The organism is Desulfoplanes formicivorans, assembly GCF_001748225.1.
Taxonomy (GTDB): domain Bacteria; phylum Desulfobacterota; class Desulfovibrionia; order Desulfovibrionales; family Desulfomicrobiaceae; genus Desulfoplanes; species Desulfoplanes formicivorans.
On record NZ_BDFE01000004.1, the window covers coordinates 55,356 to 80,453 of the forward strand.

The following is a 25,098-nucleotide window of genomic DNA, read 5'->3' on the forward strand; positions in this document are numbered from 1 at the left end:
GCAGCCCGTCCTTACAAACGGTGCACAAACAGCCCGGCAGGCACGTCGATCTTCCGGGACAATTCCAGCACCCGACTGTGGTGGGTAAACAGCAGAACCTGGGTTTGAGCTGCCAGATCCGCAAGAACTTCAAGGCCGACCTGTGTGCGACTGTCGTCAAACCCCACAAGAATGTCGTCCACCACAAAGGGCATGGGTTCGCCCTTGCCGAAATGTTTCTCCAACGTGGCCAGACGCAGGGCCAGGTAAAGCTGATCCCTGGTTCCCTCGCTCATCCCGTCGATCGGCACCTCGTCGTCGTTGGGACGGATGCCCAAAAGCACCGGCGCGCCCGAACTGTCCAGTTCATCACGAAGGCCTGCGTAGGATCCCAGGGTCAAGCGGGCAAAAAGTTCACCAGCCCGTCCCAAAAGGGGTCCTTGATTTTCCTTGCGATAGGCCTCGATCTGCTGCTCAAGCATACGCTCGGCAATCCGAAGCCGCAGGTATTCCTCGACTCCGGAAGTGATCACGGCCAATTGTTCCTGGGCATCCTGCATGGCCCCGGCCGCAAAGGAGCTGCCGTCATTGGCATGCATTTTTGTATGCAGGGCCTGGCGCGCATCACGCAGCTCATCCCGCTTTTGCTGATACTCCTCAAGGGTCAGACATATTTTATCCAACTCCGCGTCCAAGGCATCCACCCGGGCCTGTGCATACTCGGCTTCCAAAGCCTCAATGCTCAGCCCATCCCCGTTGCGGGCCAATTCCTGTTCCAGATGCTCGAGGCGTGCAACAAGGTTCCGCTTGCGGGAGATCTCGCCAACCTGTTCCAGGTCCTCATCCCGGCTGACGTTGGCACGCTCTCGGAGCTCTGCCAATTTCTTTTGGGCAGCGCGTATGCTGATCTCGGCATCTTGAAGCTCTTGGCGGAGCTCCTGCTGCTGGTTGGTGATTTTTTTGAGAGCACCCCGGGCATCACGCGCCTGGGCCACGTCCTTGCTGAGCTGGGCAACAAAGGTTGTTGCCTTCTGACCGCTTATATCCCATCCGGCACGTTGGGCCAGAGCGCGCACACTGTCTTCGAATTCCTGTTCCACCTGGTCCATGCCAAAGAGCCGCCTGCCAAGGGTCTTAGATTCGTCAAACGCCTTGAAAAAAGATTCCAGCCGATCAAGGGTGTTCAGGGCGACCTGAGGATGGACATCAGGGGTCACGCCCAACCCCTGAACAGCCTGGGTCCATTCTTCCTGCCACCGGGCCTGCTCCGCCTCCACAGCCTTCAGAGCTTCCCGGGCCCGGGACATGCGGCGATCTATCTTGTCCAGGGACGCTTCCACTTGCTTTCTCCGGGCCATATCCGTTTCCACACCCTGAATCCGCTGTTCACACCAGGCGATCATGGCGGCCAGCCCCATATCCCGGGGGGAACAACTCGGATCAAGCAGGAGCATCTGCCGGGAGACCGCTTCCTTGTGCCGCTTCAGTTCCTCCTTGAGCCGTTGGGCCTCCAGGGACACGACACGTGCCGATTTCATGTCGGCGATCATTTTTTCCACTCTAAGGAGCCATTGCTTCATCTCGCGGGGCGTGCCCGCCTCAATGCCAAGGGGGTGCCAGAGCCCTTGCCAGGCAGCTGCCAGTTGTGTCTCGGCCTCCTGAAGGAGATTCTTTTCTCCGCTCAGATCGTCAATGCGAGTCGTCAGCTCCTTTTTTCTCATTTCCAGATTCGCCCGCTTGGCAACCAGATCCGAACCGGCACGCAGGGCATCGGCAACCGTGTCCGCCTGCAAAACATACGTTTCATAGGTTTGGGGAAGATCACCCGAGGACGCGAATGCGCTGACGGCCTGGGCCATATCCTGGCGGCGTTCAATGTACAGGCCCTTGACCAGATCCCAGCCCTGGTCCCTGACAGCCCGTGCTGTATTCAGATCCTCCATGGTCGGAACATGGTCCTGCAGCAGCAGGGCCCCCAGTTCCTGTTCCACACCCCTGAGTTCTTTTTGGGCATCCCCAAGCCGGGTCTGCACGTCTTTGCGGGTCTCGTGCAGGTCTTCAAACCTCTTTTCATACATATCAAGGGTTTCACTGACAGGCAGAGGAACAGCTGCCAATTCGTCCATGGTTCCGGCAAACCGACCCAGCGAGGCAAAAAGGGTTTCCAATGCCTGCTGTGCTTCGTGTACCCGCTGCTCCGTATCGTCCAGACGCGGTTCAAGATCCCCGGCCTTGCTGGCAGCGGCAATAACAGCCTTTACTTCCCGCACATCCAGGTGGACCGTTGGAATATCTGCCAGTTCCCTGGAAAGGGCGTCCCGTTCATCAACAATTTCCTGCACAAGATTCCTGGCGCTCTCCTCTTTCTGGACCAGCGCCTCGTGCTTGCTGGCCAGGGTCGCCACCCATTTCTTGTTCCCCACAAGGGGGCGCAACTCCTGATCAGCAGCATCCAGGGACATATCTGGACGAACGCTCTTGAGATGCGCTCTGGCCTCATTGCGCAAAAGCCGTTGCTGGGCGGCCAGACCAGGTCGGTCTTCATGAATTTTTTCCACGGCACCCATGGCCTTGAACAGGCGGACAATCTCGGCTTCATGATCCAGCAGATCCTGCCGGACATGAAACGACCTGACCTCCTGTTCAAGCTGATCCAGTTTGGCCAGGGCCTTGTTGCGATCCTTTTCTCCGGTGCTCAGATCTTTTCTGGCCAGGGCGCAGTCTTCTTCAAAATGTTCCGGCAACAGGGGAACATCCCTGAGCTCTTGAAGACGTTGCATAACGGTTCGACGTTCGGCCAGGGCCCCCTTGACCCGGAGAAGACGTTCCAGTCGGCTCTTTTCCTCGCTCAAACCGCGGATAACCTCTTCAACCTCCCGGATCTGCCCAAGGGTTTCATCCCATTGCGCATGCAGCCGTTTCCACTCGGCCACAGGAAACGTGGCCTCCCTGAGCTGCTTTCGAGCCTCCTTGTAGCGGATCAGGGCCTGGTTGATCACCTTGGTCGAAGCCCTGGGCTTGAACAGGTCTTCAGCTTCGGCCCGCAGGTCGGCAACCACCTTTTTGAGTCCTGCCGTGCCTGCAGCAGCACTGAAAAGCGCCTGGCCCACATCCCCCGACTGATCCAAAAGTTCCCGACCTCCGGCAACGAGCCGATCATGATCAATGCCATACAGGTTCTTGAACAGGGTCTCATCAATGCCCTGGGGCAAAAAAGAGGCAAGAAGGCCCTCATCCAGGGCCTCACCACTTGCGGGATCGAGCATGGTTCCCTTGTTGCCCTTCCTGCGCACGAATTCCAGAATCCGGCCATTGGTCAACCGAAGCCGGCCCCCGATACGCAATTGGGCGTTGGAATGGTTAAAATTATCCCTGGTGCGGGCAGGGATACCAAACAACCAGGCAACCAGGGCCCGAAGAGAGGTGCTTTTTCCCGCCTCGTTGTCCCCGTAGATAAGATGGAGTCCCTGCTCGCCCCCGGAGAGATCCAGGGAGGTATCCGAGAATCTGCCAAAGGCGATCAGGTCCAGCCGATCGATCCTCATCCTTTTCCTCCCATGTTCATCAATCGTCCCACAAGGAGCTGCTTGGCCTCATCCACCAGCCGGTGCACGGTTTCGGGATCATGAACATCACATCCCGAATCAGGGTCAACAGCCTCCACGGGAAGTTTCTGCACCAATTCGTCTACAACAGCAGCCACCCCGGGAATGGCTTCAAAATCACAGGGCGTGGCTTCGATTTCATTGAGCATATGCGCGAAACCGGAATCTTCGTCCCGGCGGGTCTCCCGATCGGGTTGCTCAGAAGTTGCCAGTTGCATCCGCTCCACCCAGATATCGCCGTCTCCGATCTCCGCCCCGAGCATCCGGATCCGCTGCAGCCACGTATGGGATCGCGCGGCCAGTTCCTCGGCCATCCGGGTAGCGCCCTGCAAGCAAACCCGCACGGCCAGGGGTCGTCCTTGGGCATGGCGCTGTTCTTCCTGAAGGGCCGTACGAATGCGCTGGCTTATCTCGTTTGCATCATGGGCCTCGTTTAAATCAACAGGGCATACCGCCCAGCGAAAGACGTCCAGGGCAACAGGTTCAACCCCGATAACGGTTGTATCTTCCACCGTGACCAGCATGCACCCCTTGTCGCCGGTTTCCCGTATATGCCGTCCCTGAATGCATCCGGAAAACACCACCCAGGGATCATTGCTCACTATTTCCCGCTTGTGCACGTGTCCCAGTGCCCAGTATTGGTACCCCCTGGCCCGCAGGTCATCCAGGGAACAGGGCGCATACACGCCATGCCCTTCACGCCCATCCAGGCTGGTATGCACAAGGCCGATGTTGAACATGCCGGGCCGGGCAGCGGGATAGTCGCGCACCAGATTGTCCTGAACATGCCGGTCCTTGAAACTCTGGCCGTGGATGGCCACATTGCACTCATCCAACACAACCGTTTGGGGTTTGCGGGAAGCAAGCAGGGTCATGTTGGCCGGAGCGGCCAGGGCCCTGGTCATGGTATTGGCCGCATCATGATTGCCGGCCACACCAATGACCCGGATACCCTTCCGGTCAAGACGCCCCATCTGACGGCTGAAAAAAATGCCCGTGCTGTAGTCCTTCCAATCCCCATCATACAGATCCCCGGCCAGAAGCACGAAAGCAACCTGTTCCTCAATGGCCAGATCAACCAGATTTTCCAATGCCCTTCGACAGGCATTGCGAATGGAGGCAACAGGAGCCGACTCATATCTGGACAGACCTCGAAGAGGGCTGTCCAGATGGATGTCTGCGGCATGAATGAATTTCAACATGATGACCTCATCACCTGCATACTGTTTTCAGGACATGGGGGTTCTTTTCCCTTCAGGCAGCCGTATCGCCACTCGGTGCAACTTGGTCCCAAAAGGATTTTTTTGCAAGACATGCCAGGATGATCCCCTGCACCATTCATGAAGAGCACCTCCCGACCATGACCCGAAAATGCTCCGGAAAGTCAGTGCTCATCTGATTGTGTACGGTCTGTTTGACAAAAGGCGGCCTTTTCGGAGAACCTCTCTTCATGTAATGAGGCACATTCATTGTCCAACAACGGGCCTCACAGATTTTTTGGCATGAAACCAGCTTGGAGCTGCCCATGAGTCGGTCTTTTGTCTTCAAACTCGCATCCATCCTGCAGTATCGTCTCCAGCAGGAAGAGCAGGCCCAGCTGGCCTTTTCCCAAGCCAAGACTCGCTATGAACATCAGGGCCGACTGGTCAGGCAGCTTATGGCCCAACAGCAGACCTGTGATGCCCAGTTCATGCAGCAGCAAAGCATGACCCAGGCCGAATTGTGGCTGTGGGGCAACTACAAGAAACGCATTGAGCAAGACCGTGCACAGGCAGAGACACTTCTGGGGGAATATGCCCGGGACGTGGAAAAAAAACGATCGCACCTCATCGCCTGCGCCAGAGACCGCAAGCTTCTTGAAAAACTCAAAACAAACCAGGCCAGAGAACATGCAAACAAGGAACGAGCCCTTGAACAAAAGGAATTCGACGAAACAGCCACCCTCCGCTTCGACAAAGCGGGTCCCCAGACTGTTTGAAGCGTTGATTGCCGTAGGCCTGATCAAGCTTTTCCTGTTGGGTTGTTACGGGATGAACCACTGGTTCGCCCCCAGCGGATCGTTTCTGCCCCGGATCCAGGCGACCCGGGTGGTGGAGGCCCAGGCGGCCCAGCCCCCCCAGACAACCCAACCGGGCAGCACGGCTTCGTCCAGCAACACGGATTCCAAGTCCGGCAGCCAGCCTGAGACCACCAAGCCAGGCTCAGCCCAGCAGGAAGATCTTGGCAGTGCCCTGCAGAAATGGACGGAACTGCGTGAAAAACAACAGGCCCTCGACCGCAAGGAAGAAGAATTGCGCCGTCTGGAAAAAATCCTGGACGCCAAACTGCGCAAGGCCCAGGAGATTCAGGACAGTATTCGCAAGATGCTTGACGAGGCTGACGTCATGAAAAACAAGAAAATCAAGCACTTGATAGATGTCTATTCCAACATGAAAGCCAAGCAGGCCGCTTTGGTCCTGGAATCCCTTGAAGAAGACATTGCCGTCAAAATTTTGTCGGGCATGCGCGGCCGCAAGGCTGGCGAAATCCTTTCCTATGTCACTCCCAAAAAAGCGGCATTGCTCTCGGAACGGTTGACGGATCTGCGGATTCCCTTTGCCGAGTAGTCAACCTGCCGTACTGGCAGACCAGCACAAACGCCGGGTTGAATGCACACAACAGCATTCAACCCGGCGTTTTCACTGGCACCGGTCACCAAGGTACAAATAAAAGGGGTTATTCCTTTTCCAGAACAAACCCCTTTTGCCGAAAAAGTCGCAAACACGCGGCTGCTGCGTCACGATCATATAACCGCCCTGCATTGGCCTCGATCTCTCCCAGGGCGATATCAAGGCCCAACCCCGCCCGATAGGGCCTGTGGGAGGACATGGCCTCCACCACATCGGCAACAGCTATGATCCTGGCCTCAAGGAGAATCTCATCCCCCTTCAGGCCGTTGGGATACCCGCCGCCATCAAGGCGCTCATGATGCTGCAACACGATGTTGGCAACCGGTTTCAGAAAATCCACCGTTGAAATAATATCATATCCAAGCTGGGGATGATCCTTGATCAGGGCAAATTCAGTGGGCCGCAACCGTGTTGGCTTGGCCAGGATATCCGAAGGAATGGCGATCTTGCCAAGATCATGGATCATTCCGGCAAGACGGATGGTCTCCACCTTTTCATAGGGCAGACCCATTTCCCGGCCAATGGCTGTGGCCAATTCCGACACCCGCTGCTGATGGCCGGCCGTATAGGCATCCTTCATCTCCCCGGTGAGGGAGATGACATGAACGATGTCGTCAAAGGCCCGCCTGAGATCGCTTAGGGTCTTGTTGAGCTTGCGCGTGCGCTCGGCAACCTGGTCCTGCAAGATTTTCTGATGACGCAGGCTTTGCTGCTCAAGGCTTCTTCGCCGCAAGGCATTGCTTACGTTGATCAGCACCTCGTTGACCCGCACCGGCTTGACCAGATATCCATAGGCTCCAAAATCAAGGGCAGTCTCGGCCAAACCGGAATCATCAAGACCCGTGACCATGATAATGGCCGTGTCCGGATAGCTGCTCCGCAGGCTTCTCGCCAACTCCATGCCATTGTCGCCCTTGAGATCAATGTCACACAGAACCAGATCAAAGGCCCTGTGATCACATGCGGCCACGGCTTCATCGGCATTGCTTGCAGCAACGCAGTTATAATGGAATGACTCGAGCAAATCCTTCATGAATGTGCGGATTTGCGGATCATCATCCACCACGAGGATATGCACCAGGGACGGATCCGTTGGCTTCATGTCTAGCTCCTTTTGATTCAATAAACACCGGCTTGGAACACGAGAAGTCAAGGCGGGCCATGAAAATGGCGACCATGCCTGCCAGACATGATGCACTGCCGGGCAGGCACCTCCGACCGGGAAAGCCAGCGCTGATCCTGCCCTGATTGCGTGCTTCCGCCCTTCATCGCGAAAGCCCCTGGAGGTCACGTTCTGCTATCTCTAAGGGGATCACGCAACGCGCTATCATCCCCGCCGTACGTTACGACGTATAGACCCACTCAAGAATGGCCTTTTGCATGTGCAACCGGTTCTCGGCCTGATCCCAGACAAGGGACTGCGGACCTTCGAGAACCTCTTCGATGATCTCTTCCCCGCGATGGGCAGGCAGACAGTGAAGGACCTTGCATGACGCATCTGCCAGGGCAAGCATGTCCCCATTGACCTGAAAACCGGCAAAGGCCTTTTCCCGTTTTTTCTGCTCCTCTTCCTGTCCCATGGACGCCCAGACATCGGTGTTGATGTAATGGGCTCCCTCAACGGCTTCCCTGGGATCATGGGTGATCCAGATCTTGGCTCCCATTTCCGAGGCCCGTTCAAAAATCGCCTGATCGGGCTCGTATCCCTTGGGCACGGCAATGTTCAGCTGAAAGGGAAAGTACACGGCTGCGTTGATCCAGGAATGAGCCATGTTGTTGCCATCTCCCACCCAGGCAACCACCAGGTCGGCAAAATCAGGAGTCCGCTCGTACATGGTCAGCAGATCACTCATGATCTGGCAGGGATGATATTCGTCGGTCAGGGCATTGATCACCGGAATGGAGCCGTATTGCACAAACTCCTCCAGTTTTTCCTGACCAAAGGTCCGGATGACCAGGCCGTCCACAAAACGGGAAAGGACCCGGGCCGTATCCTTGAGAGGTTCGCTGCGACCAAGCTGACTGTCGCGCGGCGTCATGAACATGGTCTGCCCGCCAAGATGGCGGATGGCCACTTCAAAGGAGGTGCGGGTTCGGGTGGAGGCCTTTTCAAAAATGAGGGCCAGGGTCTTGCCGGCCAAAAGATCGCTCCGGAATCCGGATGTTTTCATCTCATGGGCACGGCGAACCAATGCCACAGCCTCGGACTGTTTGAGGTCCCTGATACTTAAAAAATGATTCATAATTAATGGGGTAGACGTAGAAATGTTGAAAAAACAGAAACATGCACAACGACAAAAAGCCAAGAAATGGCCATATACGAGAGCATGGGATATTGTAAAGCAAAGAACTCCTGGTTTCCTGACTCGCCCGGGAACGCACCGGCAAGCACGTTGAGGGGGTTACCCGTGAGCACCTGACGCATGGCCCGAAGATGTCGGAGAGGGCCTTCCCAAACCATGCAGCATCCCCGTGGACTCAGGACCGGACCAGGCTGGATCGGAAGTCCAGGCCTTGAGCAACCGACCCAGATCCTTGGCCAGGGTTTCGACAACCAGATATTCCGGGGCCTGGGGCATGCGGGTCTTGCTGGTCAGCACCATGTAGTCCCGGTCAGGATGGCCTTCCACCCGTCCGGCCAGGGCCACGGACCAGAGGAGCATACCGGTTTCTGCCTCGTACATTCTGAACGTGAAACCCAGGGACGTTGTTCCGGTCGCCCCTCCCTGCATGAACCGGGTGATCTCTCCCATGGCCACAAGATCAACGCCCTGGGCCCGGGCCTGTTCACAGGCATGAGCAACTCCGGTCCAGGGGGATTGCCCATACACCATGAGTCCGAAAACCTGCTGGCCAACGAGATGATCCCAAACCACCCGGCCCAGCTCGGCACCAATACGCCGGGAATTGTCAATTTCTTGTCGGACCTCAAAGGGATAGCAGATGCACCCGAGGGGTCGCGCCGGAGGATTCAGGGGCGCCACCATGACCCGTGGTTCCGCCCGCTCCACCAGGGGATCCACATAAACAATCTGGGGACCCACAACAGGTTCCCAGGCAATGCAACCGCTCATGACCACCAGGAGTGCCAGTGCAACAGCAAAACGTTTCATGGTCTGATCTCCATTCCTGAAATGAAAAAAATGTGTGTACCAGCGAAACAAGCGGAAATCATTGCATACAACCGCTGGCCGACAGGACTCATGCAAAAAAACAACCAACATGTACCACAAACAGATTTTGAGTCCAGCCGGGATTTCTGCTATGCATGGCCTTTATCGAACACTTGTTGTCGAATCTGCCAAAAGGTGCCGCGAACATCATGCCCAAAATCCACTACATTCTCAGTCACGTCCTCAGTCACGCCAGCGTGGCCCTGTTTGCTCCCCGCCCCCTCAAGGAACCGGATACCCAAGAGCTCATGACCCTGCTGGGCCAGCGCCCCCAAGACAGCTTTCTCCATGCGTTTGCGGTCAGGAAACTTTTGCCCCTTTCCCGGAAAGAGATCCTTGCCCTGCACAAAGATTTTGCAGATGACCAGATGGTCATGTCCCTCATGTTCACCGTGAGCCTTCTGAGGACCGATCTAAGCGATCTTCTGGAGACGATACCCAGGGACACCCGCCAGGAACTTGCCCGGCTCTCTCCTCTCAACTACAGCCGCGTTCTTATGCAGGAGGACCACCCGCAGCACCAGATCCTGGTTCAAGCCTTTCGCACAAACATTGACAACCACGTGCCCCTGGATGCCCTTGACATCCAGGCCACAGCCAAAGACCTGGCCCTGGAGTCCAGGGAACCACCACAGGCCCCCTCCATTGCCACCATCAGACAGAGCCTGGACAAGGTCACGCCGATCCCCCCGCCCCCGCGCATGCAGGTTTTCAGGGACGCCATGCACAAACTCTATTCCATCGGGGCCATCTCCGGACAGGAGATGCGACACCAGGCATCCTTGAGTCCCTGGGCCATCCAGCGCAACTGGACCCTGGACGTGAGCACGGCCAGCGGTGCCAACCATTTCCGGCTGTCAGGTCCGCAGACAAGCTACGGCCGGGGGCTGGACCTTGAAGGGGCACGGGTTTCCTGTGCCATGGAAATCGTGGAACGGTTTTCGTCCTACGCAACCGTCAGCGACGGCGTGATCACCGGGTGTGCCCGACGCTATCCCCTTGTACGAGGAAGCTACAAGGAGCTGCGCGACCAGGGCAAACATCCCCTTGATCCGGGCAAGCTCTGTCTTGAAGCGCCCTACGCGGGAGAATCCCTGTACTGGATGGAGGGCCACTCCCACGCCGGACAGGATCACGAAACCGTTCATATTCCTGTCCAATGCGCCTTTTTGTTTTCCAACCTGGACGAACCCGATCTGTTCAGCGGTCTGAGCTCCACAGGCCTGGCCTCGGGAACGGATATGGACCAGGCCAAGACCAATGCCATTGTCGAGGTGATCGAACGGGACTGCAAGGGAACCCAGCTCTTCGATCCTTCCAGGTGTTTCAGGATCACCTCGGACGAACCCGAATTGAACAGACTGCTCAAACGGTACGCCAATCTGGGCATTGAAATCCAGTTCCAGGATATCACCGGCCACCTGGGTGTGCCCTGCTACCGATGCTATGTCATCGCACCGGACGGGCAGATCATCATGGGCACGGCCGCCCATCTTGATGGCAACAAGGCCTTGGTGGCAGCCATGACAGAGACCCCCTACCCCTTCCCGGGCGGACCAGCATCCCGGCGTGATCCCAGGGACCTGCCCGTCAGAAGGGTCGAGGACCTGCCAAGATATTCCACCGGATCACCCACAGGCGACAGGGTACTTCTGGAAACCCTGCTGGAACACCATGGTCTCAAGGCCTATTATGCGGATCTCACCTGCCGCCGACTGGGCTTTCCCGTGGTCCGTGCCATCATCCCCGGCCTTGAAATCATGACCGATTTTGATGATTTCTCAAGGGTCAGCCCACGTCTGTACAATCAGTACCTGCACCTGACCCCAAACCGGTAACAGCCAGATCCCCCCAAAAACCATCAGCCCACCGTCCGCCAGCGACATTGCATTCTGGCAGACGGTGGGCTGTTTTCAGATCGGGTCGGCCTATTTGTCAGGGGAACAGCCGGAACCAGCCGAACCCGCACAGGGGCCATTCCTGTCCCGAACAGATCAGAACCTCGACTCAATCAGCAGGGTTGCAAACGTCCGCAACAACCATTTCCGTGAGGGAATACATGGTTTCCCCGTGATCGTAGCCGGCCAGATGGAGGATACCGTGGGCAAGAAGACGAACAAGATGCTCTCGTGGATCCTGACCATAGAGATGGATTTCCCGGGTCAGGGTATCAATGGACAGGGCAAGCTCGCCGAGAACGGTTGCGCTGTCTTCGGGAGAAACGGGAAAACTGAGGATATTGGTGGGACCGGTACAGCCCAGAAAGGCTTTGTTCAGGGCAGCTATGCGGCGATCATCAACACACTGGAGCACCAAGTCCCGGTCCTGCAGACCAAGGCATGTGAGAATCGAGGTCAGCAGCGGCAACAATTCCGAACGGCAAAGAGGAAGGGTCGGGTTCAACCGTGCTTGGGTTTCAAGATGGATCATGTTCTGGCTCCTCCGGGTCGGTGCGGGCAAACCGGTCGTAGGCATGAACGATGCGGCCTACCAGGGGATGCCGGATGACATCGTCGTCCTTGAAACGGACGAATCCGATGCCTTCTATGCCCTGCAGGATCCTGGCCGCTTGGACCAACCCCGAGGGGGCACGGCCCGGGAGGTCGATCTGGGTCACATCTCCGGTGACAACGGCCCTGGCCCCAAAGCCCATTCTCGTCAGAAACATCTTCATCTGTTCGGGCGTGGTATTCTGGGCCTCGTCAAGGATGATGAATGCGTTGTTCAGGGTTCTCCCACGCATGAAGGCCAGGGGCGCCACCTCGATGAGCCCGGTCTCGAGCATTTCCTGAACCTTGCTCACCTCAAGCATGTCGTGCAAGGCATCGTACAGGGGGCGCAGATACGGAGTGATCTTTTCCACCAGATCCCCGGGCAGATACCCGAGTTTTTCGCCCGCTTCCACGGCCGGGCGGGTCAGAATGACCCGTTTGACCTCCTTCTTCAGAAACGCGGACACGGCCAGGGCAACGGCCAGATAGGTCTTGCCCGTTCCGGCCGGGCCAATGCCGAAGGTCAGATCGTTTGTCCTGATGGAAGCGAGATAATCCCGCTGGGTCACGGTGCGGGGACTGATGGTCTTTTTGGGAGAAACCACAAACAGATTCTTCCGGAAAAACTCCCCAAGGGAGGTGTCAGGTTCCCTGGCCAGGATGCGCATTGCGCAATCCACATCCTGGGTATGGATGCGATGCCCCGTCCGGGCCAGTTCGTACAACTGGATCAGGGTGGAACGGACCAGTTCGCCCTGATCCCTGTCGGTGAACGCGAGGAACACGGATGTCGACCGTGTTTGAATATCCACGCCGGTTTTGTCCCGAAGATAGCGGATATTCTTGTCCCTGGGGCCAAAAAGTTCCCGGGCGCTCTGGGCGTCCTCGAAATGAAGGGTAAAGGATGCTTCCATGAGATCACGTGGTTGAGTTGAGAACAGACAGCAAATACCGCTCAGGTCGCCTTGCTGACCCGTGCCTGGGACGCTGTCTATCCGGTTTGTGCCCACCCGTCCAATGGTCAAATCAATGCTGGCAAGTGCAGATCAAATCCGCTACGAGGACGTTCAATGCGACGTAAACAAGACGCAACCCTTCAAACCTCGACAACCGCTCAATGGATCTCAAACTCTTTCTGACCACATTCCTGACCCTCTTTATCGCAGAAATCGGCGACAAGACCCAGCTGGCCTGCATTTGTCTGGCAGCCAAAACCCACAAACCGTGGACCGTCTGGCTGGGCGCATCAGCTGCACTCATTCTGGTCAGCCTGATAGGCGTACTTCTGGCACAGGTCATCACCGAGTACGTTCCGGAAAACATTGTCAAGAAGGTGGCAGCGACCATGTTCGTGGGTATCGGGTTGCTCATGTTTGCGGACAAGATCTAACCTCCCACTCCTTCCGCATACCACCAGTCAGAGGGAACTCTCCACATGGATATTTACGACATATTTTTTTATCTTTCCCTAGGTGGAGGCTTTCTCATGGCCTTCAATCTTGGCGCCAATGATGTGGCCAATTCCATGGCCTCTGCCGTGGGCGCCAAGGCCATCTCGGTCAGGCAGGCCGTGCTCATCGCGGGCGTTCTCAATTTTGTCGGAGCTGTTTTTCTGGGTTCCCATGTCACGGCCACGGTGAGCAAGGGCATCATCAACCCGGCACAGATCGCCGATCCCAAACTGATCATGATCGGGATGTTCTCGGCCCTGCTTGCGGCCGGGATATGGGTACTCATCGCCACCCTGACGGCATTGCCGGTCTCGTCCACCCACTCCATTGTGGGAGCCATCATGGGATTCGGGCTCGTGGCCGGTGGTCCCGACGTGATCAACTGGCTCAAGATGGGTGGAGTCGTGCTCTCGTGGATCATCTCTCCCTTTGCCGCGGCAACCATCGCCTTTCTCATCTTCAGCCATATCAGACGAACCATTTTTTTCAGCCGGCGATTCATCCACCAGGCCAAGAAATGGGGACCCATATGGATGGGCTTCACCGTGTCCCTGGTAGTCCTTTCCTTTTTGTACAAGACGCCGGTGGGCAAAAAAATGGCCCTTCCCGTTTTCGTGGGCCTGACCATTACCGCCATCGTGACCCTGGGCGTCTGGGCATTGGGCAGGATCTGGGTCAACCGGATCGTGCGCGACGAAAGCGAAGGGGCCGAAGGCGTGGAGCGGATCTTCCGCAAACTCCAGGTAGGCACGTCCTGTTATGTGGCCCTGTCACAGGGGGCCAACGACGTGGCCAATGCCATCGGTCCGGTGGCGGCCATCTATCTCATCGCACGTGAACACCAGCTTCTGGCCATGGCCCAGATACCCATGCCCGTGCTTGTTCTGGGCGGATTCGGCATCGCCACGGGCATTGCCGTACTCGGGCATCGGGTCATGTCCACGGTAGGGGACAAGATCACCCGTTTGACCAATACCCGCGGATTTGCTGTTGATTTTGGAGCGGCCAGCACCGTACTGGCCGCCTCCAACATGGGCCTTCCGGTTTCCACAACCCATGCAACGGTTGGCGCGGTTGTCGGTGTGGGACTGGCCAGAGGATTTTCTGCTGTTGATTTCGGCGTGCTGGGCAGAATTGTTATCTACTGGCTGCTGACCGTTCCCATTGCCGCGTTCACTTCGATCATCATATTCCAGATGCTTCGTTGGACCATTTATTGATAGAGAATCGAGACCTTTTTCCAGCAAGGAGTACAACATATGTCCAAGCTTCCCTTTTTCGGCCTGTTGTCCCCCAAATCCCCCATGGAAGGGCTGGTCGAGCACTACGACAAGATTGCAGAATGCATCTATGTCATCAGCGAATCCCTGGAATGCTACGTTTCCGGCGTGGGCGCCTGCCGTGAATTCACCGAATTAACGAGGGAAATCGACGCCATTGAGAATCATGCCGATTTGATCAAAAGGAATATTCGCAACCACCTTCCCCGACGCCTGTTCATGGCCGTCGACAAGACCCTGTTCCTCAACTACACCAAAAGTCAGGACAATATCCTGGATTCGGCCCAGGAAGCCCTGCAATGGCTTGGCATGCGCCAGGTGGCCATTCCTGAAGGAACCTTCCAGAAAATGCTCATTGACCTTCTGGAAGAAGTCAAAAACACCACCGAACTTTTGGGACCGGCCCTGCGGGACACCATTGGTTTTGTTCACGGCGAAACCGTGGACAGGATGGCCATCAAGCAAAAATTCCAGGCCGTACGCAGGCAGCACCACGATGTGCAAAAACTGAGCAGAAAGCTGACCTCGGCCATCTACAACTCGACCATGGACTTCAAGGACATCTACCAGCTTATCCATTTCGTGGATTGCCTGGTGACCATGAGCCACGACAGCGAAAATTGCGCCGATATCCTGCGGACCATGATAGCTAGGTAAAAGGGAAGACAGAACCAGCAGGGGATTGAGGCGTCTGCCTTACCCCTGGAGCGAGCACAAGATCCTGTCACCCGTGTGTTTCAGGGCCTAATCCTCAAACGTTCTTCCAGGGACGCGTCCATGTCCACCATCAGGCTTTCTTCGACCTGGTCGACAAGGACCTGACCCAGAGCAGCCCCCTTGATCTTGCGAACGTTCTTCACCAGGGCGCACATGACCTGCGCCTTGGCGGCGTTTTTTTGCCAGCTGGACAGGGCCGCGATGATGGCGGCCTGCTCCAGGCTGGTTCGGGGCACTTCCTGGGTACTGAAATCCCGCTTCAGGATGACATGGGCTCCAGGACCATCCTGGGCGTGAAACCATAAATCCTGGGAACCGGCCAGCTGGCTGAGCAGGTGATGATTGGCCTTCTGGTTCCTGCCCCGTATGAGCAAGAAGCCGTCGCTGGTTCTGTAGAGATTGACCGCCAGGGAACGATATTTTTTGGGGATGCCGGGAGCCGGACCCGCAACACGCTGGGCCGCCGGTCGGGCGCTCTCCCCGGTCATGCTGGCAGTCCTTTGCACCTGTTCCATTTCGCGAACCAGCACCTGTTTGCGGGCCTCGACAAGGGGCAGCCCCCGTTCCCCCTTTCTGGCCCGGGTGAAAAACCGGGTCATGTTTTCGCGCACCGTCAGGGAGGGATCAAGATCTAGCCTCACGGTCTTGCCGTTCCCGTCGTCCAGACAGACAGTGTCCAGCCGGGCCGAACCGTCCACATGATACAGATGGGCCTGCAACAGACGCCCCAACTCCTTGCCGGCCACCATTGCTTCAAGCCTAGCCCGATCACGCTGGATCCGTCCCAGGGCCTTTTTGAGATGCCGGAGTCGCTTGGTCACAATCCGCTTCTGCTCCCGGTCTCCATTGATCATCCCGGCAACAACATACGTACCATAGCTCTCGGCCGCAGCAAGGGCGGTCTTGAACGCCCTGCCCTTTGGGAAACCATCGGGCCAGAGACTGAGGCGAGCCGTCTTGGGATCGCCCAGAATCCAATAGGAGGAGGGAGGCACGGCCTTGCGCAGCCGCTCAAGGAACTCCCGGGCATCCTTGTTACCCATATGCTGCAGGCGATGACGAACAGGAGGCGTTATCTGAGGGTACGTCTCCCAGATGCGCTCATGGGATCCGATGGCCTCCACGTCCGGCCAATCAGGCTCCTGCCCAAAATGCGGATCCAGTTCGCTGACCAGCGAGACCCCCTTGCGCAGATCAAGGAGCAGGTACATGGACGGCCGACTGCCCAAAAGCCAGGCCATCCTGCGGGAAGGCCAGTCAACAAGAACCTGTCTGATGCGCCGGGAACGGGTCCGCTTGCGCAGCCACATGACCTGGCCGGAAGGCTGCTGTTTGTTATCGGGTTTGGTCGACGAGAGAAAAAAAAATCCCCGTGAAGGGGAGGCGTGAAGGATGAGATAGCCGGGGGAGCCCAGGTCAATGGTCAGGATGCCCCGAGCGGGATCGAAAATCTTTTCGATGCGCATGCCGGTAATGCGGGGAGCAAGTTCCCTGGCAGCATACCGGAAAAAATTGGCTTCCATAAAAGTGTGTTGTCCTTAGATCCCCAAAGGGGACGACCACGACATGGAGACGGCTCTCCTGCGGACAGCACGTCTCTCTTGTCATGGTTTCATGTTCAAATGCAGACTAATCGCCCCGCATCCTTTCTTCTTCCTCCTGCTTGCTCTTGCACTCGATGCAAAGAGTTGTCACAGGCCGCGCCTTGAGCCGGGCAATGCCAATGGCTTCGCCACACTCTTCACAAATGCCGAAGGTCCCGTCCTCAATGCGCTGCATGGCTTCTTCGATCTTTTTGATCAGCTTGCGGTCACGATCCCTGAGCCGGAGGGTGAAGGTACGGTCGGATTCGGCCGAGGCCCGATCCGCCGGATCGGCATAGGATTCACGGTTTTCAGACATATCCTCCAGGGTATCCTCGCCCTGTCGCAGGATTCCCTGAAGCATCTCATTGAGATGATTGCGGAAAAATTCAATATCTTTTGCATTCATGAACTTGACCTCCCCTATGTTGTAGACGCGAAAACGTTCAATCCGGGCGGGTATATCCCAAGACATTGAAAGAAGTAAAGTAGATGCTCCCTGTAAGACAAAGGGCACAACAACCATTTGCCAGCATCAGGGAGAGGAGACCTTGCCAGACCGCCGCAAACCAACCCCCACTGGCAGCAGTCGCTGTGTGTATACCCGCCAAGACCTGCTGCGTCTACGCCCAATTTGGTGCCCGTCTGTCAGCATGCCTGGTCGGCACCCCAGAAACGATCGTCCTGGTCCCTCCCAAACAGGAAGAACGGTCACCCCAAAAGGCCATGGTCGAACCAGACAAGCTGTATGATCTTGCTGTCATGCTAACGAATTGTGCGTCACTCCCAGGCCAGTCCGGATCCGTCACCCTGTTCCCGCCCCGAGGGATTGGTTCGAACCGGAATCAGGTCGATTTCAGGGCCACGCATACGCTCCGCAGGCCTCCCTTGGCCACAGTGCGTCCCGGAACCCGGCAGTGACCGTATCCAAAAGCTCTCTCTTTACGGATAGTTACCTGCCAGACAACAAATTTACACATTTTTTCATTTTCCCTTGACACCCAATACGCCCTTGGATAGAAGGTCTTCCCTGTTGAGCGGGAATAACTCAGCGGTAGAGTGCAACCTTGCCAAGGTTGAAGTCGCGGGTTCAAATCCCGTTTCCCGCTCCAACATCAGGCGGCATAGCCAAGTGGTAAGGCAGAGGTCTGCAAAACCTTTATTCTCCAGTTCAAATCTGGATGCCGCCTCCAAGCGCGGGAATAACTCAGCGGTAGAGTGCAACCTTGCCAAGGTTGAAGTCGCGGGTTCAAATCCCGTTTCCCGCTCCAGGAAAGCACAAGGCCGGATTGTATCCGGCCTTTTCCTTTTGTCATGTCGGGGACGACCAGTGGAGACGCGCTCTCCACCCCTGACAAGCCCTGCAACAGCCGACACGTCGTACCGGCATTCTTGCACGAGGACACTCCCATGGCCACCACATCCCCCCTGTTTGCCGATGCATCCCTTGAAGACCTGCTGGCCCGAGCCAGACAACGTTTTTCCATTGTCTTCAAACCCGTGCGCATCGGGGAGCATACCCTTGAGATCACCCATATCGAAAATATGACCGACTATCTGGACCGGCTGGCGAATCAGTCCAGACAAGGCGAAACCATTGAACTGCCCTTGTGGGCCAAAATCTGGCCAGCCTCCACGATTCTGGCCCTGTCCATGACCCAGATCCCGGCAACCGCCAGCAAACGGATTTTGGAAATCGGAGCGGGACTGGGCATCCCCGGACTGGTTGCTGCAGCCAGAGGATTCACCACGGTCATTACAGATACCAATGAAGACGCCTTGCTCTTTACCAGGATCAACGTCCTCAAAAACGGTCTTGAAAAAAACGCCACGGTCCAGCACCTGGATATCCTGACCCAGGACACGGACCAACCGTTTGATGCCATCCTGGGCTCTGAAGTGTTTTATCTCAAGGACAGCGCTCCACAAATTGTCCGCTTTCTGCGCAACAGCCTGGTTCCCGGGGGCATGGCCCTGTTTGCCCGGGACGCCGCCCGCCAGAACACCCGTTTCCTTACCCAGGCAGCACCCTTTTTCGAAATCGGCATCAAACAGGTCGGGTACAAGCAAGGCGAGGAAGAACACCCCTTCAAAGCCACGCTCTATCGTCTCACCCCCAAAAACGAGGTCAATGCCCAATGATCACCCTGGGTTCCTGCCCCAAGGCGTATCACAAGGATCTGGACAAAGCCTGCTCGCCGGCACAAACCATTGCCCGGGTGAAACAGGCCCTTGCCCGAAGTGGCCGCAACATCCTGGCCGAAAACAGAAGAATCGATACGGGACGCCTTGGCATTCCCGTATACATGAGCATCTGCGGAACCGATGCCAAGGCGGTCATGCCCGGACGGAAACAAATGGGCAAGGGAACCTCTCCGGAACAGGCCGAGGCCTCCGCGCTCATGGAACTCATGGAACGCTACGACTTCTTCACCTTCTGGAAACAGAAATCGCGGTTTTCCTCCATGACCTGGGGAGAGGCGGCCAAGGCCTTTGGTCAGGACCTCATTCCCATCGAAGAGATCCTGCATTCGGTCGGCGACACCTGCACGCCCCAGCAGGCAGCAGCGGCCCTCGACCTCATTCCCTGGCAGTTCTGCAAAATCCTTGACCTGACATCCGGACGCGAGGTCATGGCTCCCCTGGACTGGTTCAGGCAGCTCAACGAGTACAACGGTTCGTCGGCCGGGAACACGGACGCCGAGTCCATTCTTCAGGCCACCTGCGAACTTGTGGAACGCCATGTCAGCGCCCTGGCCGACAGAGATCACCCCACCCTGCCGACCATCTCCATCCACGAACATGACGATCCCGTGCTTGTGGATCTTGTGAACAAATTCGTGGCCCAAGGCATCAAGGTCATCCTCAAGGACATGACCTGCGGCATGCCGTTGCCCACCGTAGCGGCCCTGGCCTATGATCCGACAACCTTTCCCCAACAAAGTGAAATCGTCTTTACCGCGGGTACGGCCACCTCACCGGCCAAGGCCGCCATTCGTGCCCTGACCGAAGTGGCCCAGCTAGCCGGCGACTTTGAAAGCAAGACAACCTATGAACCCTCCGGGCTTTCCAAATACAACAGTCTCGAGGAGATCGAATGGATCACCAAAGGGCCTTGCTGCACCCTTGCCGACTTGCCCGTCATGGCTTCCGATGACATTGCCCAGGAGCTCGAACATACCGTCAGGGCCCTGGCCCAACAGGGATTCACGGTCTATTCCGTGGCAACAACCCTCAAGGCCCTGGGCATCCCCACCCACTATACATTTATCCCGGGATTTGCCTTCAGGGAACGCACACCCCACGCTTCCGTGGGCATGCTCACAGGCAAAAAGATTATTGCCACCTCGCCCCTGGATGAGGCTGCCGCCAAGCTGGACCGGCTGGAAGAACTTTTTCCCCAAGCCCACTTTCTACCGTTCTACCGGGCGCAACTGTCCCTGAATCAGGGCTTTCCCGACAAGGCCCAAGCCTTGTTCGCCCTTTCCGAGGAAGTCCAGCCCGATGATGAAACCCGGGCCATGTCCGCCTTTTATCAGGGACATTGTCTGACCCTGCAGAACCAATGGACAGAGGCCATTCCTCATTTGAAACGGGCCATCTCATTACAACATGATGTCAAAGAGTACCACAACCTTTACGGTGTTTGCCTTTTCAAGCTGAACGAGTTTGACAAGGCAGCCCTTTGCTTCCAAAAGGCCCTGGCCCTGGATGCCGGTTCTGCCATGGACATGGCCAACCTGGGTCTGTGCCATGTCAAAACAGGGAAGACCGACCAGGCCATTGCCTGTCTCCAAGAGGCGGTGACCATGGATCCGACCATCGAATTTGCCTGGAAACACTTGGTGGACCTGACTTCCCAAAGCTGAGACCCGGCCTTTTTTTATCACGCAATCGAGCCCAAAAGTCGTTGACAAATCACGTCGTTGACATCTATTGGGTTGAAGTCATTTTTATGCGATCTTTTTTCTTTCAGGTGGCATCGGATGACGGAATCCGGCATTATCCTCTTGCAGGAAACAGATTCTTCGTCTATACACCTGAAGCGAAGATGCATGAAGGGCTTGTGAACTGACAGTCCTATTGGACATCCATCACAGGCCTGGCGTTACATAACCTTAAGAGAGGAACTTGTTACAGCAGATTAGCAGTACGGTGATACTCGTTAATCTCACTAATCATTTAAGGAGGTTATTCGTATGGCAATGGTCGAATATGAGGGCAAGCAGTTTGACGTCGATGAAGATGGATTCCTGTTGAACTTCGAACAGTGGTGTCCTGAATGGGTTGATTTTGTAAAGGAAAGCGAAGGCATCAAGGAAATTACCGAGGAACATCAGAAGGTCATCGACTTTCTCCAGGACTACTACAAGAAAAACGGTATCGCTCCCATGGTTCGTATCCTTTCCAAGGTCACCGGCTTCAAGCTGAAACACATCTACGAGCTGTTCCCCTCCGGACCGGGTAAAGGAGCTTGTAAGATGGCTGGTCTCCCCAAACCCACCGGCTGCGTATAATCGCACCTTACGGGTGTTGGAACACAAAAAAAAGGACAATCTTTTGATTGTCCTTTTTTTGTGTTCGCAACAAGGCCTCAAGTCTGCGGTTAAGGAGGGCCACCACCTGCTCCTTTATTTGATATGCTTAGCAAGATATTTATTACGTTTCTTCTCAAAGCTAAGAGTCGTCCAGATGGCCGATCCCCCAATGGCACAAATGGAAACAACAATGACAACAACCTTCTGAATCACCCACTTTTGCGCATCCAAAATATGACCCCACGGCTGACCGGTTTTAAGCCCCCACATGGTCACCAAGGGCACCACTGCAATGGACGAAACCAGGCAAATCAATTCGATCCACAAAAAATTTTTCCCGAACAGGAGCAAATACAACGTGGCGTCCCGGATAAACACCAAACTCTTCAAATGTTCCCGTAACCGTTCAAGGGCCTGAGCAGCCAGAGTCATGGCAGCATGCCCCTTCTTGAAACTTTCCGGGTGATACAAATTCATCCTGCCAACGGCATTTAACTCGCGGATACACAGATTGAAATCCCTGTTGAATCCGCCCATGAACCGGGAAAAGGGAAACCATGCCGCCTCATTCTGAATGGTTGCCAATTCATGATACATGGTTTTGCAGTTTCGGCGCAAGCCCCTGATATCCTTCTCAACCCTTTTCTGAATGTCCTTGCTCAAGACCTCGCATCCCTTGGCAAGGCGGACCAAATGGGCATAATTTTCCTTGTCCTGAAGTTTAAGCATGTCTGCCAAACGCTTTTTGAACTCATCATGGGCGGGATGATCCACGGCAAACCATTGTTCCACGGTTCGAGTCAATCCTGCACTCTCCTCAATACAGGCCTTGGCCGCTTTGCTGGCTTGATTCCAGGGTTTCCAAAGACCAGACATGAGATGCAGATGCCCACGCTCGAGCTCGGGATCAATCAGGATCAAATTCATAAAGCGCGGATCTTCCTCGAGGAGATCCATGAAGATACCCAGCCCCTGTTCAGTAAATCCCATTTTGAGTAGACAGGCTGCTTGACGATACACGGCCTCAAGCATAGCCGGGCTCGTGTCCACGGCAGCTCGGTATAATTTCAGGGCGGCCTCGTATTCCTGCATGACCTCATGCAGCCGAGCGCGGAGGTACAAATGGTAGGAACGATGTAACGAGGTAAAGCAGAACTCCTCGGCCTCCTTCCACAACCCGAGAGCCGTCTTGTACTGCCCCTTTTCCATACTGATGAACCCGCCAAGGGTTTTGGACTTGTAATGCCTCGGGCTTGCCTGAACAAAGCGTTCAAGATGCCGGAGCGCCGTTTCCATATCCCCATTACGGAACCGGTGCAAGGCCGACCAGGAGGCATCTTCTTCCTGGGGCGCTAAATCCCTGAGGCCTCGGGGCCAATCCTTTCCCTTACTCCGCCACACCAGGCGTATGGTCCGTAGCTGACTGGGCGCATTGGTCTCGAACATTGCGGCCAGAACAACAGCTGCATCACCCTGGCCCTGCAACACGGCCCTGATTCCATCAACCCCGTTTTCCCCTATTTTGGCGTCAATATCCCGAAGAGCCTGCTGCATCCTTTCCAGATCCAACTCGGCAAGGGCATCATGAAGCGTTTCATTGAGATTACGTAACACACGTGTGGGACAGGCACTGGGAGGATGGTTCCGCAGGCCACAATAAAAGCAAGGTGAATAGTCTCCATCCAAAACATGATGCGGCAAGAGCACCTTTAGCAGTCCCATGTCACTGCTTGTTGCACCATGTTTCAGGGTTGTTTTCACCAGGCTGTCGATACTGCTTCTTCCCTTGAAGGGAGAAAGGGTGCCAAGGGGCATAAAAGACGCCCCCAGCTGGTAAACAGTTTTCAGGGGAAGATGAATAAAATCAGACTCCAATTGATCCCAAGGAGCGTTGACCTTTTTGGGCAATTCCTTACCAAAATGAAGATGTCCCTTTTCCAGACCAAGATAAATACAAGGCCAGGACGACGCATGTTCGTCCTTGTCAGCCATGAGCCCCATGAGCTCCATACACACGGCCTGAAGCATTTGGTAGGTTTTGCAATACAGTACAATTTCCATATTGTCGGTATACAGGAAATTGACCTTGATTTGTTCAAAAAGCTTTTTCAGGCGTGCGCTGTACATCCTCCAACCTTCGGCAAAAGCTCGGTCCAAAGCATTGCCCACGGGTTTGATGATCAAAAACCAGGACAAGGCGGTGGAATAATCCAATCCGATATCAGCTTGGAGTCTGGTCCACTCTCCCGAGGGCAAGCCCGCGCGTTGCACAGGCTTGAAATGCAAACCCGGCGCACGGCGAAGCCCCTGCCCCACTTGCGGAGCAACCAAGATATCCAACGTTTCGGGAGTGCCGACCTTTTGCTGGACAATTTCCGGATCAATGGCCACGCTAAAAGAAAAATCATGGGCGATCAAAAGGTTGGCTGAAAATACCTGAACCATCATGGCCAGGGGATGGATCTGGGACCAAGTAAATATCTGGGCCAGACTTCGAAGGACATCCTCTCCCGGAAAAAACCACAAAGCCTGTTTTTTTTCACGGGCAAGTTCCCAACCGCCATAGCTGGACAAAGTGAGAGTCACCGTGTCCGAAAGACTTTCGGCCCAAACAATCCACACGGCATGGCCATTGGCAACAACAACGGATTGCTCCGCCTTCTTCAACTGGGAGACAAGGGAGGAAAGCTGATGCACGACCAAGCATCCTTGATTGAAAGTGAAAAAACAGTGTCGGCCGACCGGAGGCTCACCCCGCAGCCAGCCTTGGCCCAAGGAGTTGACGCAAACGTTGGGCTTCGGCAAACCGCCCCCGTTTCAGACACCCCTTGATATAAATCATCGCCTTCATGCGTAACATCCGAACCAGCTCATCCTTGTCCTCGTCGTTGAGGACCCCCTGGTCCAACACATTGCGCATGGCATATATCCGGTACAAATCAAGGCCGATGATCTTGCCTGACAGCTGATCAGCCCGCCCCCCGGTCTTGACCACCAGGGCCTCGGGAACCAGACCCACCGGAACACGCAAACAGGTTTTCAGCCAGAGATCATAATCCTCACACGCGGGCAGGGCTTCATCAAAAGGCCCGACTTCATCCCACAGAGCGCGGGTCAACATGACGCACGACGGACTGATCAGACAAAGGGCCAGGGACGGGGCAAACATCCAACCCGCCACCTTGGTATGAATATGTTTCGGGTTGACCCGCTTGCCCCTGCGTATCCATATTTCCTCGGTCTGGGAAATATGAAATCCGCCTTCGCGCATGAATCGCAATTGACGTTCGAGTTTGGTGGGCAGCCAATAATCATCGGAATCGAGCAAGGCGATATAACGGCCGCAGGCATGAGCCGCCCCCAGATTCCTGGCCGCGCTGACCCCTTTATTTTCCTGGCTGAATACCCTAAGACGTGGGTCCGCGATGCGTGCTGCACGCATGAGGGTATCGTCATCTGACCCGTCATCCACCAGAAGAACTTCCACATCCTTCCATGTCTGGGTGAGCACGGAGGTGACCGCCTTGATACACAGGCCGGACCGGTTATGGGTGGGGATGATGACGGAAACAAGAGGCATGGGGTGTACACGCGTTACAGGCTAACAGGTT

At 55.9% G+C, this 25,098-nt stretch carries 20 protein-coding genes and 3 tRNA genes; 12 read left to right on the plus strand and 11 right to left on the minus strand.

What is annotated here, in order from left to right:
• Positions 1-11 precede the first annotated feature (11 nt).
• Both DPF_RS00530 and DPF_RS00535 read right to left on the minus strand, forming a co-directional pair.
• Positions 12-3,524: a YhaN family protein gene (locus DPF_RS00530; RefSeq protein WP_069856868.1), complete on the minus strand. Its 3,513-nt coding sequence runs from the start codon at positions 3,522-3,524 to the stop codon at positions 12-14.
• Positions 3,521-4,786, minus strand: coding sequence for a metallophosphoesterase family protein (locus tag DPF_RS00535; protein ID WP_069856870.1), 1,266 nt, complete (start codon positions 4,784-4,786; stop codon positions 3,521-3,523). The genes DPF_RS00530 and DPF_RS00535 overlap by 4 nt, the downstream gene beginning before the upstream one ends.
• Positions 4,787-5,109: 323 nt before the next feature.
• Between DPF_RS00535 and fliJ the strand changes: the two genes are divergently transcribed.
• Both fliJ and DPF_RS00545 read left to right on the plus strand, forming a co-directional pair.
• Complete coding sequence (gene fliJ / locus DPF_RS00540) at positions 5,110-5,562, plus strand: flagellar export protein FliJ (RefSeq protein WP_069857117.1); 453 nt, start codon at positions 5,110-5,112, stop codon at positions 5,560-5,562.
• Between the two features lie 52 nt (positions 5,563-5,614).
• Positions 5,615-6,190, plus strand: coding sequence for a MotE family protein (locus tag DPF_RS00545; RefSeq protein ID WP_141721029.1), 576 nt, complete (start codon positions 5,615-5,617; stop codon positions 6,188-6,190).
• Positions 6,191-6,299: 109 nt separating this feature from the next.
• Here the strand turns inward: DPF_RS00545 and DPF_RS00550 are convergent, their stop codons facing one another.
• The 3 genes from DPF_RS00550 to DPF_RS00560 all read right to left on the minus strand — a co-directional run bounded on the left by DPF_RS00550 (position 6,300) and on the right by DPF_RS00560 (position 9,366).
• Positions 6,300-7,355, minus strand: a complete 1,056-nt coding sequence (locus DPF_RS00550) for a response regulator (protein WP_069856872.1) — start codon at positions 7,353-7,355, stop codon at positions 6,300-6,302.
• Between the two features lie 241 nt (positions 7,356-7,596).
• Entirely contained in the window at positions 7,597-8,499 is a 903-nt protein-coding gene (gene argF / locus DPF_RS00555) for an ornithine carbamoyltransferase (RefSeq protein WP_088178296.1), read from the minus strand.
• A gap of 156 nt (positions 8,500-8,655) precedes the next feature.
• Positions 8,656-9,366 (minus strand): hypothetical protein, encoded by a 711-nt coding sequence (locus DPF_RS00560; protein ID WP_069856876.1) that lies wholly within the window; start codon positions 9,364-9,366, stop codon positions 8,656-8,658.
• Between the two features lie 209 nt (positions 9,367-9,575).
• Here DPF_RS00560 and DPF_RS00565 point away from each other — a divergent pair, with 209 nt between their 5' ends.
• The gene (locus DPF_RS00565; protein WP_069856879.1) at positions 9,576-11,264 is read left to right on the plus strand and encodes a YcaO-like family protein; all 1,689 of its coding nucleotides are present in this window, start codon (positions 9,576-9,578) and stop codon (positions 11,262-11,264) included.
• Positions 11,265-11,433: 169 nt separating this feature from the next.
• Here DPF_RS00565 and ybeY read toward each other — a convergent pair whose 3' ends face one another.
• Both ybeY and DPF_RS00575 read right to left on the minus strand, forming a co-directional pair.
• Entirely contained in the window at positions 11,434-11,856 is a 423-nt protein-coding gene (ybeY, locus tag DPF_RS00570; RefSeq protein WP_069856881.1) for an rRNA maturation RNase YbeY, read from the minus strand.
• Positions 11,843-12,832, minus strand: coding sequence for a PhoH family protein (locus DPF_RS00575; protein ID WP_069856883.1), 990 nt, complete (start codon positions 12,830-12,832; stop codon positions 11,843-11,845). The genes ybeY and DPF_RS00575 overlap by 14 nt, the downstream gene beginning before the upstream one ends.
• A 203-nt stretch (positions 12,833-13,035) precedes the next feature.
• Here DPF_RS00575 and DPF_RS00580 point away from each other — a divergent pair, with 203 nt between their 5' ends.
• From DPF_RS00580 to DPF_RS00590, 3 genes are read left to right on the plus strand one after another with little or no spacing between them, the layout of a single operon-like run.
• On the plus strand, positions 13,036-13,308 hold the full coding sequence (locus tag DPF_RS00580; protein WP_069856885.1) for a TMEM165/GDT1 family protein: 273 nt from the start codon (positions 13,036-13,038) through the stop codon (positions 13,306-13,308).
• A gap of 45 nt (positions 13,309-13,353) precedes the next feature.
• Entirely contained in the window at positions 13,354-14,589 is a 1,236-nt protein-coding gene (locus DPF_RS00585; protein ID WP_069856889.1) for an inorganic phosphate transporter, read from the plus strand.
• A gap of 39 nt (positions 14,590-14,628) precedes the next feature.
• Positions 14,629-15,306, plus strand: a complete 678-nt coding sequence (locus DPF_RS00590) for a DUF47 domain-containing protein (RefSeq protein WP_069856892.1) — start codon at positions 14,629-14,631, stop codon at positions 15,304-15,306.
• Between the two features lie 80 nt (positions 15,307-15,386).
• Here the strand turns inward: DPF_RS00590 and DPF_RS00595 are convergent, their stop codons facing one another.
• Together DPF_RS00595 and dksA are read right to left on the minus strand one after the other, a co-directional pair.
• Positions 15,387-16,889, minus strand: a complete 1,503-nt coding sequence (locus tag DPF_RS00595; protein ID WP_069856894.1) for an NFACT RNA binding domain-containing protein — start codon at positions 16,887-16,889, stop codon at positions 15,387-15,389.
• A gap of 106 nt (positions 16,890-16,995) precedes the next feature.
• Complete coding sequence (gene dksA, locus DPF_RS00600; RefSeq protein ID WP_069857119.1) at positions 16,996-17,358, minus strand: RNA polymerase-binding protein DksA; 363 nt, start codon at positions 17,356-17,358, stop codon at positions 16,996-16,998.
• 628 nt (positions 17,359-17,986) lie between these two features.
• Here dksA and DPF_RS00610 point away from each other — a divergent pair.
• The 6 genes from DPF_RS00610 to DPF_RS00635 all read left to right on the plus strand — a co-directional run bounded on the left by DPF_RS00610 (position 17,987) and on the right by DPF_RS00635 (position 21,466).
• Positions 17,987-18,061 (plus strand) — tRNA-Gly (locus DPF_RS00610).
• 6 nt (positions 18,062-18,067) lie between these two features.
• A tRNA-Cys gene (locus tag DPF_RS00615) sits at positions 18,068-18,142 on the plus strand.
• Positions 18,143-18,145: 3 nt separating this feature from the next.
• Positions 18,146-18,220: transfer RNA gene (locus tag DPF_RS00620), tRNA-Gly, on the plus strand.
• 139 nt (positions 18,221-18,359) lie between these two features.
• A complete protein-coding gene (locus DPF_RS00625; protein ID WP_069856897.1) occupies positions 18,360-19,091 on the plus strand; it encodes a class I SAM-dependent methyltransferase in 732 nt (243 codons plus the stop codon).
• Positions 19,088-20,818, plus strand: coding sequence for a YcaO-like family protein (locus tag DPF_RS00630; RefSeq protein ID WP_069856898.1), 1,731 nt, complete (start codon positions 19,088-19,090; stop codon positions 20,816-20,818). Before DPF_RS00625 ends, DPF_RS00630 begins: the two co-directional genes overlap by 4 nt.
• Positions 20,819-21,148: 330 nt before the next feature.
• Complete coding sequence (locus DPF_RS00635) at positions 21,149-21,466, plus strand: TusE/DsrC/DsvC family sulfur relay protein (protein WP_069856899.1); 318 nt, start codon at positions 21,149-21,151, stop codon at positions 21,464-21,466.
• Positions 21,467-21,580: 114 nt separating this feature from the next.
• Here DPF_RS00635 and DPF_RS00640 read toward each other — a convergent pair whose 3' ends face one another.
• Both DPF_RS00640 and DPF_RS00645 read right to left on the minus strand, forming a co-directional pair.
• Positions 21,581-24,184, minus strand: coding sequence for a tetratricopeptide repeat protein (locus tag DPF_RS00640; RefSeq protein WP_069856901.1), 2,604 nt, complete (start codon positions 24,182-24,184; stop codon positions 21,581-21,583).
• Between the two features lie 52 nt (positions 24,185-24,236).
• On the minus strand, positions 24,237-25,067 hold the full coding sequence (locus DPF_RS00645; RefSeq protein ID WP_069856904.1) for a glycosyltransferase family 2 protein: 831 nt from the start codon (positions 25,065-25,067) through the stop codon (positions 24,237-24,239).
• Positions 25,068-25,098 lie beyond the last annotated feature (31 nt).

What these genes read in the sequence shown, in the direction of transcription:
- DPF_RS00560 (WP_069856876.1), bottom strand. Translation starts at nt 9,366, where the DNA reads ATGAAACGTTTTGCTGTTGCACTGGCACTCCTGGTGGTCATGAGCGGT.
- DPF_RS00550 (WP_069856872.1), bottom strand. Translation starts at nt 7,355, where the DNA reads ATGAAGCCAACGGATCCGTCCCTGGTGCATATCCTCGTGGTGGATGAT.
- DPF_RS00585 (WP_069856889.1), top strand. Translation starts at nt 13,354, where the DNA reads ATGGATATTTACGACATATTTTTTTATCTTTCCCTAGGTGGAGGCTTT.
- dksA (WP_069857119.1), bottom strand. Translation starts at nt 17,358, where the DNA reads ATGAATGCAAAAGATATTGAATTTTTCCGCAATCATCTCAATGAGATG.
- DPF_RS00590 (WP_069856892.1), top strand. Translation starts at nt 14,629, where the DNA reads ATGTCCAAGCTTCCCTTTTTCGGCCTGTTGTCCCCCAAATCCCCCATG.
- DPF_RS00535 (WP_069856870.1), bottom strand. Translation starts at nt 4,786, where the DNA reads ATGTTGAAATTCATTCATGCCGCAGACATCCATCTGGACAGCCCTCTT.
- ybeY (WP_069856881.1), bottom strand. Translation starts at nt 11,856, where the DNA reads ATGATCCATCTTGAAACCCAAGCACGGTTGAACCCGACCCTTCCTCTT.
- DPF_RS00545 (WP_141721029.1), top strand. Translation starts at nt 5,615, where the DNA reads ATGAACCACTGGTTCGCCCCCAGCGGATCGTTTCTGCCCCGGATCCAG.
- DPF_RS00595 (WP_069856894.1), bottom strand. Translation starts at nt 16,889, where the DNA reads ATGGAAGCCAATTTTTTCCGGTATGCTGCCAGGGAACTTGCTCCCCGC.
- fliJ (WP_069857117.1), top strand. Translation starts at nt 5,110, where the DNA reads ATGAGTCGGTCTTTTGTCTTCAAACTCGCATCCATCCTGCAGTATCGT.
- DPF_RS00625 (WP_069856897.1), top strand. Translation starts at nt 18,360, where the DNA reads ATGGCCACCACATCCCCCCTGTTTGCCGATGCATCCCTTGAAGACCTG.
- DPF_RS00580 (WP_069856885.1), top strand. Translation starts at nt 13,036, where the DNA reads ATGGATCTCAAACTCTTTCTGACCACATTCCTGACCCTCTTTATCGCA.
- DPF_RS00630 (WP_069856898.1), top strand. Translation starts at nt 19,088, where the DNA reads ATGATCACCCTGGGTTCCTGCCCCAAGGCGTATCACAAGGATCTGGAC.
- DPF_RS00575 (WP_069856883.1), bottom strand. Translation starts at nt 12,832, where the DNA reads ATGGAAGCATCCTTTACCCTTCATTTCGAGGACGCCCAGAGCGCCCGG.
- DPF_RS00645 (WP_069856904.1), bottom strand. Translation starts at nt 25,067, where the DNA reads ATGCCTCTTGTTTCCGTCATCATCCCCACCCATAACCGGTCCGGCCTG.
- DPF_RS00635 (WP_069856899.1), top strand. Translation starts at nt 21,149, where the DNA reads ATGGCAATGGTCGAATATGAGGGCAAGCAGTTTGACGTCGATGAAGAT.
- DPF_RS00530 (WP_069856868.1), bottom strand. Translation starts at nt 3,524, where the DNA reads ATGAGGATCGATCGGCTGGACCTGATCGCCTTTGGCAGATTCTCGGAT.
- DPF_RS00565 (WP_069856879.1), top strand. Translation starts at nt 9,576, where the DNA reads ATGCCCAAAATCCACTACATTCTCAGTCACGTCCTCAGTCACGCCAGC.